Origin of the sequence: Bacteroides stercorirosoris, from assembly GCF_900142015.1 — a bacterium.
GTDB lineage: Bacteria > Bacteroidota > Bacteroidia > Bacteroidales > Bacteroidaceae > Bacteroides > Bacteroides stercorirosoris.
The window spans coordinates 78,790-92,184 of the sequence record NZ_FQZN01000014.1 but is presented as its reverse complement, the minus strand read 5'-3'; the positions used below and the strand labels follow the sequence as shown (position 1 = coordinate 92,184).

Here is a 13,395-nt window from a genome sequence, read left to right as displayed (position 1 = left end):
GCTATCAAAATGCTTGGCAAAGATATGAATTTGGTTTCAAAATGATGCAGTGATGGTGAAACTTCTGACTTGTAAAATATCAACTGCCAGGGATAATGTTTTAGAATGAAAGAAAAATATGCTATTTATATTCGTTTTAAAACATAAATAGGCGTTTTAAGTTTTATATTGTAATATGGTGTAATGGTCATCCGTACTACTGAAATGAATATTCTATGAAAAAAAGCTTGTCTTGTTACTTTTTAATGAGCCTGTGAATCATTTTTCTTTAAAAGATTTTGAAATTCGGTCTTGACCAAATGGAAACTATTATTAAAACTTCTTGAGTAGAATAAGATCAGGATGAATATTCCGCAGCTGATAGCCGCATCTGCAATGTTGAACACCGGACTAAAGAACAGGAAATGATTTCCTCCTATAAAGGGTATCCAATCAGGCCAGTTGAATTCAAAAAGAGGAAAGTGTAGCATATCTACTACTTTTCCATATAGCCAGTCGGCATATCCATGCCCCACAGGTACAAACGTTGCAATCTCAGTGAATGTGCTCTTACTGAAAATAACGCCATAAAATATACTGTCGATGATGTTGCCAATGGCTCCTGCCAGTATCAATGAAACGCAAACGATATAGCCGCGTTTATAGTCAGCTTTTGCAAGTATGGAAATATACCATATGATTACGCCGGAAAACAAGATACGCAGAATGGTCTGAATGACCTTAGGTAGTATCTGCATCCCGAAAGCCATGCCATTGTTTTCTACAAAATGAATATAAAACCAGTCGGTGATACGGATGCTCTCACCATAGCTCATATTTGTTTTAACCTCTATCTTTACGATTTGGTCAATAATTAAAACTGCCAATACAATAAGAATAGAAAGCCATCCTTTAGAAAAAGTACTCTTCATGTTATAGTAAAATTATAGTGTTGTTTGTTGGTTCTTCTTTTTATACGCCTCAAATGTACGGATTTAATTTGATTGTTAGCAGTAAAACTGCCACCGCTTATGCAAATGGTAATATGGCAATGTGGCAATTTGGTAATACGGGAAAGTGTTTCCCTTGTCGGATTGGAAGAATTTTCCGTAATCTTCTTTCAATATAAAACTAAATTTCCGTCGCTTGATATGAAATTGCAAGTAACAGCCTTTTGCTTTAATAAGTTTGTTTTTGTTAACGTTTTGACATGAAAACAACTTTTTTCTATTCTTTTGATAAATAAATTGGGAAAATATTAACTTTATGTTCTTAAGAATACTTATCTTTGCAACGCAAAATCAAATACTGAATATATTATGTGTGGAATCGTAGGCTATATTGGTCAAAAAAAAGCCTACCCCATTCTTATCAAAGGATTGAAGCGATTGGAGTATCGTGGATATGATAGTGCAGGGGTAGCATTAATCAGTGATAACCGACAGTTGAATGTGTACAAAACGAAAGGTAAAGTTTCGGAACTGGAGACTTTCGTTACTCAAAAAGATATTTCCGGTAACATCGGAATTGCCCATACCCGTTGGGCTACGCACGGGGAACCTTGTTCTGCTAACGCCCATCCTCATTATTCTTCTTCCGAACGTCTCGCTCTCATCCACAACGGCATCATCGAAAACTACGCCGTTCTCAAAGAAAAACTTCAAGCTAAAGGCTATTCATTCAAAAGCAGTACGGATACCGAGGTACTGGTGCAACTGATAGAATTCATCCAGAAATCCAAAAACACCGATTTGCTGACTGCCGTGCAGCTGGCTTTGCGTGAAGTGATAGGCGCATATGCCATTGCCGTGCTGGACAAAGATAATCCGGATGAGATTATTGCCGCCCGTAAGAGCAGTCCACTGGTGGTGGGTATCGGTGAAGATGAGTTTTTCCTGGCTTCGGATGCTACGCCTATCGTGGAATATACGGATAAAGTGGTGTATCTGGAAGATGAAGAGATTGCCGTGATACACCGCGGGGAGAAACTGAAAGTGGTGAACCTGAAAAATGTGGAGTGTCCCCACGAAGTGAAAACGGTGGCGCTGAACCTGGGACAGTTGGAGAAAGGCGGATATCCGCACTTCATGCTGAAAGAAATCTTCGAGCAACCCGATTGCATTCACGATTGTATGCGTGGGCGCATCAATGTGGAGAATACGAACGTGGTGCTTTCCGCCGTGATAGATTATAAAGAACGCTTGCTGGCAGCTAAACGCTTCGTTATCGTAGCGTGCGGTACTTCCTGGCACGCTGCCCTCATCGGAAAACATCTGATAGAAAGCTTTTGCCGCATACCGGTGGAGGTGGAATACGCTTCGGAGTTCCGTTACCGCGATCCGGTGATTGATAGCAGCGATGTAGTGATAGCTATTTCGCAGAGTGGCGAGACGGCGGATACACTGGCTGCTGTGGAACTGGCACGTAGCCGCGGGGCATTTATTTACGGCATTTGTAATGCTATCGGTTCGTCCATTCCAAGGGCTACGCATACGGGTTCTTACATCCACGTAGGACCGGAAATCGGTGTGGCATCTACCAAAGCATTTACGGGGCAGGTGACGGTGCTTACTATGCTGGCGTTGACGCTCGCTAAAGAGAAGAATACCATAGACGAAGGGCAATATCTTGCCATCGTGCAGGAACTGAACCGCATCCCCGACAAAATGAAGGAGGTGCTGGAGCTGAACAAGGATATTGCCGAGCTTTCCAAGATATTCACCTATGCGCATAACTTCATTTACCTGGGGCGTGGTTATTCCTATCCCGTAGCCTTGGAAGGTGCGTTGAAGCTGAAGGAAATCTCTTATATCCATGCCGAGGGATATCCGGCTGCCGAAATGAAGCATGGACCTATCGCGCTGGTGGATGCTGAAATGCCTGTAGTGGTGATTGCCACGCAGAACGGGCTTTACGAGAAAGTGCTGAGCAATATACAGGAGATAAAGGCGCGCAAGGGTAAAGTGATTGCCCTGGTGACAAAAGGAGATACGGTCATCAGTAAAATTGCCGACACTTGTATCGAACTGCCGGAAACAATAGAGTGCCTTGACCCGTTGATTACTACGGTGCCCTTGCAATTACTGGCCTATCACATTGCCGTGTGCAAAGGTATGGATGTGGATCAGCCCCGTAATCTGGCAAAAAGCGTAACTGTTGAATAAGATTAATAATAGATGCTAAACTCTATATACTCTGTATTTTAATTGCTAAATTCGCATTTGCAAAACTTATAAACAATAACGTATAAGATGGAAGAACTGAAGCATGAATGTGGCGTCGCCATGATACGCCTGCTGAAACCTCTGGAGTACTACGAACAGAAGTACGGCACATGGATGTACGGTTTGAACAAACTCTATCTGCTGATGGAGAAACAGCATAACCGCGGACAGGAAGGTGCCGGGTTGGCTTGCGTAAAGCTGGAAGCCAATCCCGGTGAAGAATATATGTTCCGCGAGCGTGCACTCGGTTCGGGCGCCATTACCGAAATATTCGATACGGTGCAGAGCAACTTCAAAGACCTGACAAAAAAACAATTGCACGATGCGGAATACGCTAAGAGTGTACTCCCCTTTGCCGGTGAGGTTTACATGGGACACCTGCGCTATTCCACCACCGGAAAAAGCGGCATCTCTTATGTGCATCCCTTCCTGAGACGGAACAACTGGCGCGCGAAGAACCTCGCCCTTTGCGGTAATTTCAATATGACGAATGTGGACGAGATTTTTGCCCGTATCACCGCCATAGGCCAGCATCCGCGCAAGTATGCCGATACTTACATCATGCTTGAACAGGTGGGCCATCGCCTCGACCGTGAAGTGGAGCGCCTTTTCAACCTTGCCGAAGCCGAAGGGCTGACGGGCATGGGCGTGACCCATTATATTGAAGACCACATCGACCTGGCAAACGTGCTCCGCACCTCAAGCAAAGAGTGGGACGGGGGCTACGTGATTTGCGGCCTGACCGGAAGCGGCGAGACTTTCGCCGTGCGCGACCCGTGGGGCATTCGTCCGGCATTCTGGTATCAGGATGAAGAAATAGCGGTGCTTGCCAGTGAACGTCCTGTGATACAGACCGCCCTCAATGTACCGGCAGACAGCGTTAAAGAACTGATGCCGGGACAGGCTTTGCTGATAAACAAGGCGGGTAAGTTGCGTACCACACAAATCAACAAGGTGCGCGAACTGAAACCCTGCTCTTTCGAGCGCATCTACTTCTCCCGGGGTAGCGATGTGGATATCTACAAGGAACGTAAACTGTTAGGTGAGAAACTGGTACCTAACATCCTGAAAGCCATTAATAACGATGTGGATCATACCGTCTTTTCATTCATCCCGAACACAGCGGAAGTTGCCTTTTACGGCATGCTTCAGGGACTGGATGATTACCTGAATGAAGAAAAGGTGCGGCAGATAGCTTCACTGGGGCATAACCCCAATCTGGAAGAACTGGAACAGATACTTTCCCGCCGCATCCGCAGTGAGAAGGTAGCCATCAAGGATATCAAACTCCGCACTTTCATCGCAGAGGGAAACAGCAGGAACGACCTGGCTGCGCACGTGTATGACATCACTTACGGCAGTCTTGTGCCGGGTGTGGATAACCTCGTTATCATTGACGACAGCATTGTGCGCGGAACAACGCTGAAACAAAGTATTATCGGTATCCTCGACCGCCTGAATCCGAAGAAGATTGTGATTGTTTCTTCTTCTCCGCAGGTGCGCTACCCCGACTACTACGGCATAGACATGGCGAAAATGAGCGAATTCATCGCTTTCAAGGCTGCCATCGAGTTGCTGAAAGACCGGGATATGAAAGATGTGATTGCCGCCGCCTACCGTAAGTCGAAAGACCAGGTGGGAATACCGAAGGAGCAGATGGTGAACTACGTGAAGGAAATCTATGCACCCTTCACCGATGAGGAAATCTCTGCCAAGATGGTGGAATTGCTGACGCCAGCCGGCACGAAAGCGAAAGTGGAAATCGTGTACCAGCCTTTGCAGGGACTGCATGAAGCATGCCCCAAGCATCGGGGCGACTGGTACTTCAGTGGTGATTATCCCACGCCGGGTGGGGTGAAGCTGCTGAACAATGCATTTATTGATTATATAGAACAAGTCTATCAATTTTAAATATGAGAAATGTAACTCTTATCCTCGACGACGGGAGCCGCTTCCACGGCAAGTCGTTTGGCTACGAAAAGCCGGTAGCGGGAGAGGTGGTTTTCAACACAGCTATGTCGGGATATCCCGAGAGCCTGACAGACCCCTCGTATGCCGGACAGTTGATGACGCTCACTTATCCGTTAGTGGGTAACTATGGTGTGCCGCCTTTCACCATCGAATCAAACGGACTGGCTACTTTCATGGAAAGCGAACGCATCCATGCGGAAGCCATCATCGTAAGCGATTATTCGGAAGATTTCAGTCACTGGAACGCTGTGGAGAGCCTTAGCGACTGGCTGAAACGTGAACAGGTGCCGGGTATTACGGGCATCGATACGCGCGAACTGACAAAGGTGCTGCGTGAACATGGTGTGATGATGGGCAAGATTGTTTTCGACGATGAACCGGAGAATGCACCTGAGGCCATTTATGCCGGAGTGAACTATGTGGATAAAGTGAGTTGCAAAGAGGTGATCCGCTACAATGAAGGGGCGGGCAAGAAGAAAGTGGTACTGGTGGATTGCGGTGTGAAAACGAACATCATCCGTTGTCTGTTGAAGAGGGATGTGGAAGTCATCCGCGTGCCCTGGGATTATGATTACAACGAACTGGAATTCGACGGGCTTTTCATCAGTAACGGCCCGGGCGACCCGGATACGTGTGATGCTGCCGTGCAGAATATCCGCAAGGCGATGGCAAATGAGAAGTTGCCCATCTTTGGTATTTGCATGGGAAACCAGTTGCTGAGCAAGGCGGGCGGAGCGAAGATTTATAAACTGAAGTATGGTCATCGCAGTCACAACCAGCCGGTGCGTATGGTGGGCACGGAGCGTTGTTTCATTACTTCGCAGAACCACGGTTATGCAGTGGATAATAATACGCTGACTGAGGACTGGGAACCGCTGTTTATCAATATGAACGATGGTTCCAACGAGGGCATCAGACATAAACGGAATCCCTGGTTCTCCGCACAGTTCCATCCAGAAGCTGCCAGTGGACCGACGGACACGGAATTCTTGTTTGATGAGTTTGTGAAACTATTATAAGATAAAAGACAATGAAAGAAAACAATATAAAGAAAGTCCTGTTGCTCGGTTCCGGCGCACTGAAAATCGGTGAGGCGGGTGAATTCGACTACTCCGGCAGCCAGGCGCTCAAAGCGTTGAAAGAAGAGGGTATTCATACCGTTCTTATCAACCCCAATATTGCCACTGTGCAGACTTCGGAAGGAGTTGCCGACCAGATTTACTTCCTGCCCGTCACCCCGTATTTCGTGGAAAAAGTCATTGCGAAAGAAAAACCGGACGGCATCATGCTTGCATTCGGCGGACAGACTGCACTGAATTGCGGTGTTGCCCTCTACAAAGAAGGCATCTTCGAAAAATATGACGTGAAAGTGCTTGGCACCCCCGTACAAGCCATTATCGACACGGAAGACCGTGAAATCTTTGTTCAGAAACTCGACCAGATACATGTAAAGACTATCCAAAGCGAAGCCGTGGAAAATGCCGCTGATGCTCGTCGTGCTGCTGCTACGTTGGGCTATCCGGTCATTGTCCGCGCTGCCTACGCACTTGGCGGACTGGGTTCCGGCTTCTGCGACAATGAGGAAGAACTGAATGTGCTGGTTGAGAAAGCTTTTTCCTTCTCTCCGCAGGTGCTCGTTGAGAAATCACTGCGTGGCTGGAAGGAAGTGGAGTATGAGGTGGTGCGCGACCGCTTCGACAACTGCATCACCGTCTGCAACATGGAGAACTTCGACCCGCTGGGTATTCATACGGGAGAATCTATCGTTATTGCCCCTTCACAGACGCTTTCGAATACGGATTATCATAAATTGCGCGAACTGGCTATCCGTATCATCCGTCACATAGGCATTGTGGGAGAATGTAATGTGCAATATGCCTATGACCCCGAAAGTGAAGATTATCGGGTGATTGAGGTGAACGCCCGCTTGAGCCGTTCTTCGGCTTTGGCCTCTAAGGCTACGGGTTATCCGCTTGCCTTTGTTGCCGCCAAGCTCGGACTCGGTTATGGCTTGTTCGACCTGAAGAACTCCGTGACGAAAACCACGAGTGCTTTCTTTGAACCTGCGCTGGACTATGTAGTCTGCAAAATTCCCCGTTGGGACTTGGGTAAGTTTCATGGAGTGGACAAGGAGCTTGGTTCTTCAATGAAGTCCGTAGGCGAGGTGATGGCTATCGGGCGTACTTTTGAAGAAGCTATTCAGAAAGGTTTGAGAATGATAGGGCAGGGCATGCACGGTTTCGTGGAGAACAAGGAACTCGTCATTGCCGATATAGATAAGGCACTGCGCGAACCGACGGACAAGCGCATCTTTGTTATTTCAAAGGCTTTCCGCGCCGGATATACCGTAGACCAGGTGCACGAACTGACAAAGATTGACAAGTGGTTCCTGGAGAAGTTGATGAACATCATGAATACCAGCAAGGAGCTGGAACAATGGAGCAAGAACCACAAACAGATTTCAGAATTACCTTTGGAGTTACTGAAAAAAGCAAAAGTACAAGGCTTCTCCGATTTCCAGATTGCCCGTGCCATTGGTTATGAGGGAGATATGGAAGACGGTATTCTCTATGTACGCAACCATCGCAAGAGTGTTGGCATCCTTCCTGTGGTGAAGCAAATTGACACCCTTGCAGCAGAGTATCCTGCACAGACCAATTATCTGTACCTGACGTATAGCGGCGTTGCTAACGATGTCCGTTATCTGGGCGACCGAAAATCCATTGTTGTTCTCGGTTCCGGTGCGTACCGTATCGGTTCTTCGGTGGAATTTGACTGGTGTGGCGTGCAGGCATTGAATACCATCCGCAAGGAGGGGTATCGTAGCGTCATGATTAACTATAACCCCGAAACCGTATCTACGGACTACGATATGTGCGACCGTCTCTACTTCGACGAACTCACCTTTGAACGGGTAATGGATATCCTCGAACTGGAAAATCCGCACGGAGTGATTGTTTCTACGGGAGGACAGATACCGAACAATCTCGCTTTGCGTCTGGATGCACAGAATGTGCCCATCCTCGGTACTTCCGCCAAGAGCATCGACAACGCCGAAGACCGTGAGAAGTTCTCAGCCATGCTGGACCGTATCGGCGTAGATCAGCCTCGCTGGCGCGAACTTACGAGCATGGACGATATTAACGAATTTGTGGAAGAAGTAGGTTTCCCGGTGCTGGTGCGTCCGTCTTATGTGCTTTCCGGTGCGGCAATGAACGTCTGCTCCAACCAGGAAGAACTGGAACGTTTCCTGCAGCTTGCGGCTAATGTATCGAAGAAACATCCGGTTGTTGTCAGCCAGTTCATCGAGCATGCCAAGGAAGTGGAAATGGATGCCGTGGCACAGAACGGTGAAATTGTGGCATACGCCATCTCCGAACATATCGAGTTTGCCGGTGTGCACTCCGGTGATGCAACTATCCAGTTCCCGCCACAGAAATTATACGTGGAGACTGTGCGCCGCATTAAGCGTATCAGCCGCGAGATTGCACGGGAGTTGAATATCTCCGGTCCGTTCAACATCCAGTATCTGGCCCGTGAGAATGATATCAAGGTGATTGAGTGTAACTTGCGTGCTTCGCGTAGTTTCCCGTTCGTCAGCAAGGTATTGAAGATAAATCTGATTGAGCTGGCTACGAAAGTCATGCTGGGGCTTCCGGTGGAGAAACCGAACAAGAACCTGTTCGAACTCGATTATGTGGGCATCAAGGCCAGCCAGTTCTCTTTCAATCGTTTGCAAAAAGCAGACCCGGTGTTGGGTGTGGATATGGCATCTACGGGAGAAGTGGGTTGTATCGGAAGCGATACATCCTGCGCTGTGCTGAAAGCCATGCTCTCGGTTGGTTACCGTATTCCGAAGAAGAATATTCTTCTTTCTACGGGGACGCCGAAACAGAAAGTGGATATGCTCTCTGCCGCCCGTATGTTGCAGAAGAGGGGATATAAGATTTTTGCCACAGGCGGTTCCAGCAACTTCCTTACGGAGAACGGGGTGGAGAATACCCGCGTTTACTGGCCCAGTGAACCGGAAAATCATCCGCAGGCACTGGATATGTTGCACAATAAGGAGATTGATATGGTAGTGAATATTCCGAAGAACCTTACCGCAGGCGAGTTGGACAACGGTTACAAAATACGCCGTGCTGCCATTGACCTCAATGTGCCGCTGATTACGAATGCCCGTCTGGCAAGCGCTTTCATCAATGCTTTCTGTACGATGAGTGTGGATGATATTGCGATTAAGTCGTGGGAAGAGTACAAATAGACTTATTTTAGAGATGAGTGTTTAGTGATTAGTGATAAGCTGTCTGCTTATCACTAATCATTTTATGACTGTCAGTTGTTTATATTTCAATATTTTGTAGTAAGTTTGCAGTAGAAATCAAGTTAGAGATGAGTAGCACGAAGCAACTTTATATTATTAGCGGTTGTAATGGAGCAGGCAAAACGACTGCATCCTATACTGTATTGCCCAATGTGCTGCAATGCAAGGAATTCGTCAATGCTGATGAAATAGCCCGTGGACTATCTCCTTTCAATCCCAGTAGCATGGCTATTGAAGCTGGACGCCTGATGCTGCAACGGATAGATGAATTGCTGAAAAATCAGGAAAGCTTTTCTATTGAAACTACTCTTGCTACACGTTCCTATATTCGCCTTGTTACTAATGCGCAGAAACAAGGCTACAAGGTCAGTCTTATTTATTTTTGGTTAAATTCGCCGCAATTGGCAGTTAGTCGTGTGAAGCAGCGTGTAAGTAATGGTGGGCACGATATACCCGAAGATGTGATTTATCGTCGTTATCAGGCCGGAATCAATAATTTATTTGATATTTATATACCACAGGTTGATTATTGGCTTTTGGCAGATAATAGTTATACTCCTCGTGTAATAGTAGCAGAAGGAGGCCGAAATCAGGAAATGGAAATACAGGATGTTGAACTTTTTAATACCATACAAGACTATGTCGGACGATGAAAGAAAAGAACTAAGTCGTAAACTGCATTATGGCCTGGCGTTGGCTGAGCGGAGAATGCTTGAAGAGAAAGCCCTGCGGAATGAAGATGTGATACAAGGAACATCAGATGGGCAGATTAAGGCTGTGCCGGCACGGAGGCTATTGCGCAAGATGTATGGCAAGTCATCAGAAATTAAAGTCAATAAGGAATAAATATCCTTTTTGATAAATTGTAGAATAGCCCCCGTTGCATTGTGAAAGATGCAACGGGGGCTATTTATTTTATATGTTGCAAAACATACGCCTCTTTCTTCCTGATTTCAAATAAATAATCTTACTTTGCACCAGCACAGTTCAGCATAGTTGGCTTTGCTGTTCTGAGCCTTGATTAAACCTGTATCAGTATGAAAACAATTTTCACTCAACAGACAACGAAGGTAAAACAACTGGCCGACCTCATCAGTCAGGATATCTCTATGGGGCGCTATAAGACAGATACCGCTCTGCCTTCCATCAATCAGTTGAGCCATGATTATAAAGTTTCCCGTGACACGGTGTTCAAGGCATTTATCGACTTGAAAGAGCGGGGAATTATAGACTCTACACCCGGTAAAGGCTATTATGTAGTCAACCGCCAGAAGAATATCCTGTTCCTGCTCGATGAATATTCCCCTTTCAAGGACACACTCTATAACAGCTTCGTCCGTCGCCTTTCCACTCAGTATAAAGTAGATCTTTGGTTCCATCAGTACAATGAGTCATTATTCAATGCTCTGCTTCGCGACTCCATCGGACGGTATAATAAGTACGTTGTGATGAACTTCGACAATGAAAAATTCTCTCCATACCTCTATAAAATAGATGCTTCCCGATTGTTGCTGCTTGATTTCGGGCGGTTCGACAAACGGGAGTATTCGTACATCTGCCAGGACTTTGGCGAGGCATTCTACGGGGCAATGTCTCAATTGTCCGATAGGTTGCAACGCTATCACCGGCTTATTCTTTTTCTGCCGAAAGAGAGCAAGCATCCTAAAGAGACATGCGAATACTTCAAGAAGTTCTGCATGGATAATCGTCTGGATTATACCGTTATAGAGACAATGGATGAACAAGAGGTACATGCCGGAGAAGTTTATATTGCTATCCGTCAGGTGGATGTTGTGGAGATAGTGAAAAGGAGCCGTGCCGCAGGGTTGACGTGTGGGGAGGACTTTGGTCTGATAGCCTACAACGATACCCCTGCTTACGAAGTGATTGACAAAGGCATTACAGCCATGAGTATAGACTGGAAAGAGATGGGGACTATGACGGCAGACTTTATCCTGACGGGTAAGTCCGTGCAAGTATATTTGCCGACAAAAATTCATTTAAGAGGCTCTTTATAGCCTTTTTTATGAAGTAATTTCAGCACAGTTCAGCATAGATAAAAAGCTATGAGTTCAAATAATAAAGATGAAAGTATTATTAACCCAATAAAATAAGAGTATGAAAAAGTATCCGAAAATCGGGATTCGTCCCACCATCGATGGCCGCCAGGGTGGCGTGCGTGAGAGTCTTGAAGAAAAGACCATGAATCTGGCAAAGGCAGTAGCCGAGTTGATTACCGCTAATCTGAAAAACGGTGACGGAAGTCCCGTGGAATGTGTGATTGCGGATAGTACCATCGGACGCGTAGCGGAAAGTGCAGCCTGTGCTGAGAAGTTTGAGCGCGAAGGAGTAGGTTCTACCATTACGGTAACTTCCTGCTGGTGCTATGGTGCCGAGACGATGGACATGAATCCGCAGTATCCGAAAGCTGTTTGGGGCTTTAACGGTACGGAACGTCCGGGAGCGGTGTATCTGGCTGCCGTACTGGCAGGACATGCACAGAAAGGCTTGCCTGCATTCGGTATCTATGGCCGTGATGTGCAGGATTTGGACGATAATTCGATCCCTGCTGATGTGGCTGAGAAACTACTTCGTTTTGCCCGTGCCGCACAGGCAGTGGCAACCATGAGGGGAAAATCTTATCTGTCAATGGGTAGCGTTTCCATGGGTATCGCAGGTTCTATCGTCAATCCCGATTTCTTCCAGGAATATCTGGGCATCCGTTGCGAATCTGTTGACCTGACTGAAATCATCCGCCGCATGACCGAAGGCATTTATGATAAGGAAGAGTTTGCTAAAGCGATGGCGTGGACAGAGAAGTATTGCAAGAAGAATGAAGGCAAGGATTTCAATCTTCCCGCCAAGACCAAGACCCGCGAGCAGAAAGATGAAGATTGGGAATTTATTGTAAAGATGACCATCATCATGCGCGACCTGATGCAAGGCAATCCGAAGCTGCGTGAGATGGGCTTCAAGGAAGAAGCGCTTGGGCATAATGCCATTGCAGCCGGTTTCCAGGGACAGCGGCAGTGGACGGATTTCTATCCGAACGGCGACTACTCCGAAGCTCTGCTCAACACTTCATTCGACTGGAACGGTATCCGCGAGGCATACGTAGTGGCTACTGAAAACGATGCTTGCAATGGTGTGGCTATGCTTTTCGGCCATTTGCTGACGAACCGTGCCCAAATCTTCTCGGATGTGCGTACGTATTGGAGCCCCGAAGCTGTGAAGCGCGTTACGGGTAAAGAACTTACCGGTATGGCCGCTAATGGCATCATCCACTTGATTAACTCCGGTGCCACTACTTTGGACGGTACAGGACAGCAAACAAATGCCCAAGGTGAGCCTGTGATGAAGCCTCATTGGGAAATCTCGGAAGCTGAGATGGAAAAATGCCTGGAAGCAACTACCTGGTATCCTGCCAATTGTGATTATTTCCGTGGCGGTGGTTTCTCTTCCAACTTCTTGTCTAAAGGCGGCATGCCTGTGACGATGAGCCGTCTGAATCTTGTGAAAGGCCTCGGCCCCGTGCTCCAGATTGCAGAAGGATGGACAGTGGAAATTGATCCGGAAGTTCACAAGCTGCTTGATGAACGTACAGACCGCACTTGGCCTACCACTTGGTTTGTACCCCGTCTGTGCGATAAACCGGCATTCGAAGATGTATATTCGGTGATGAACAACTGGGGAGCCAACCACGGTGCTATCAGCTACGGACACATCGGTCAGGATTTGATTACGCTGGCTTCTATGCTTCGCATCCCGGTTTGCATGCACAATGTAGACGAGAAGAAGATTTTCCGTCCGGCTGCATGGAATGCGTTCGGTATGGATAAGGAAGGGGCGGATTATCGCGCTTGCACAACGTACGGTCCGATTTATAAATAAACACTA

Annotated in this window: 9 protein-coding genes; 8 read left to right on the top strand and 1 reads right to left on the bottom strand. The window is 47.0% G+C overall.

Features of this window, described 5'->3' with window-relative positions; all coding sequences use genetic code 11:
• Window positions 1-242 precede the first annotated feature (242 nt).
• A complete protein-coding gene (locus tag BUC01_RS12020; protein WP_025832276.1) occupies window positions 243-911 on the bottom strand; it encodes a lipoprotein signal peptidase in 669 nt (222 codons plus the stop codon).
• A 387-nt stretch (window positions 912-1,298) separates the two neighbouring features.
• Between BUC01_RS12020 and glmS the strand changes: the two genes are divergently transcribed.
• The 8 genes from glmS to fucI all read left to right on the top strand — a co-directional run bounded on the left by glmS (window position 1,299) and on the right by fucI (window position 13,389).
• On the top strand, window positions 1,299-3,143 hold the full coding sequence (glmS, locus tag BUC01_RS12010; protein ID WP_073313797.1) for a glutamine--fructose-6-phosphate transaminase (isomerizing): 1,845 nt from the start codon (window positions 1,299-1,301) through the stop codon (window positions 3,141-3,143).
• Window positions 3,144-3,230: 87 nt separating this feature from the next.
• Complete coding sequence (locus BUC01_RS12005; RefSeq protein WP_073313795.1) at window positions 3,231-5,114, top strand: amidophosphoribosyltransferase; 1,884 nt, start codon at window positions 3,231-3,233, stop codon at window positions 5,112-5,114.
• A 2-nt stretch (window positions 5,115-5,116) separates the two neighbouring features.
• A complete protein-coding gene (carA, locus tag BUC01_RS12000) occupies window positions 5,117-6,193 on the top strand; it encodes a glutamine-hydrolyzing carbamoyl-phosphate synthase small subunit (protein WP_025832278.1) in 1,077 nt (358 codons plus the stop codon).
• Window positions 6,194-6,204: 11 nt separating this feature from the next.
• Window positions 6,205-9,438, top strand: a complete 3,234-nt coding sequence (gene carB, locus BUC01_RS11995; protein WP_025832279.1) for a carbamoyl-phosphate synthase (glutamine-hydrolyzing) large subunit — start codon at window positions 6,205-6,207, stop codon at window positions 9,436-9,438.
• Window positions 9,439-9,566: 128 nt separating this feature from the next.
• The gene (locus BUC01_RS11990; protein WP_073313793.1) at window positions 9,567-10,151 is read left to right on the top strand and encodes an ATPase; all 585 of its coding nucleotides are present in this window, start codon (window positions 9,567-9,569) and stop codon (window positions 10,149-10,151) included.
• Entirely contained in the window at window positions 10,138-10,344 is a 207-nt protein-coding gene (locus BUC01_RS11985) for a hypothetical protein (protein WP_009127263.1), read from the top strand. Before BUC01_RS11990 ends, BUC01_RS11985 begins: the two co-directional genes overlap by 14 nt.
• A gap of 191 nt (window positions 10,345-10,535) precedes the next feature.
• Entirely contained in the window at window positions 10,536-11,516 is a 981-nt protein-coding gene (locus BUC01_RS11980) for a GntR family transcriptional regulator (RefSeq protein ID WP_025832280.1), read from the top strand.
• A gap of 100 nt (window positions 11,517-11,616) precedes the next feature.
• Window positions 11,617-13,389, top strand: a complete 1,773-nt coding sequence (fucI, locus tag BUC01_RS11975) for an L-fucose isomerase (protein ID WP_025832281.1) — start codon at window positions 11,617-11,619, stop codon at window positions 13,387-13,389.
• Window positions 13,390-13,395: the final 6 nt, after the last annotated feature.

What these genes read in the sequence shown, in the direction of transcription:
- BUC01_RS12020 (WP_025832276.1), bottom strand. Translation starts at nt 911, where the DNA reads ATGAAGAGTACTTTTTCTAAAGGATGGCTTTCTATTCTTATTGTATTG.
- BUC01_RS12005 (WP_073313795.1), top strand. Translation starts at nt 3,231, where the DNA reads ATGGAAGAACTGAAGCATGAATGTGGCGTCGCCATGATACGCCTGCTG.
- carB (WP_025832279.1), top strand. Translation starts at nt 6,205, where the DNA reads ATGAAAGAAAACAATATAAAGAAAGTCCTGTTGCTCGGTTCCGGCGCA.
- fucI (WP_025832281.1), top strand. Translation starts at nt 11,617, where the DNA reads ATGAAAAAGTATCCGAAAATCGGGATTCGTCCCACCATCGATGGCCGC.
- carA (WP_025832278.1), top strand. Translation starts at nt 5,117, where the DNA reads ATGAGAAATGTAACTCTTATCCTCGACGACGGGAGCCGCTTCCACGGC.
- glmS (WP_073313797.1), top strand. Translation starts at nt 1,299, where the DNA reads ATGTGTGGAATCGTAGGCTATATTGGTCAAAAAAAAGCCTACCCCATT.
- BUC01_RS11985 (WP_009127263.1), top strand. Translation starts at nt 10,138, where the DNA reads ATGTCGGACGATGAAAGAAAAGAACTAAGTCGTAAACTGCATTATGGC.
- BUC01_RS11990 (WP_073313793.1), top strand. Translation starts at nt 9,567, where the DNA reads ATGAGTAGCACGAAGCAACTTTATATTATTAGCGGTTGTAATGGAGCA.
- BUC01_RS11980 (WP_025832280.1), top strand. Translation starts at nt 10,536, where the DNA reads ATGAAAACAATTTTCACTCAACAGACAACGAAGGTAAAACAACTGGCC.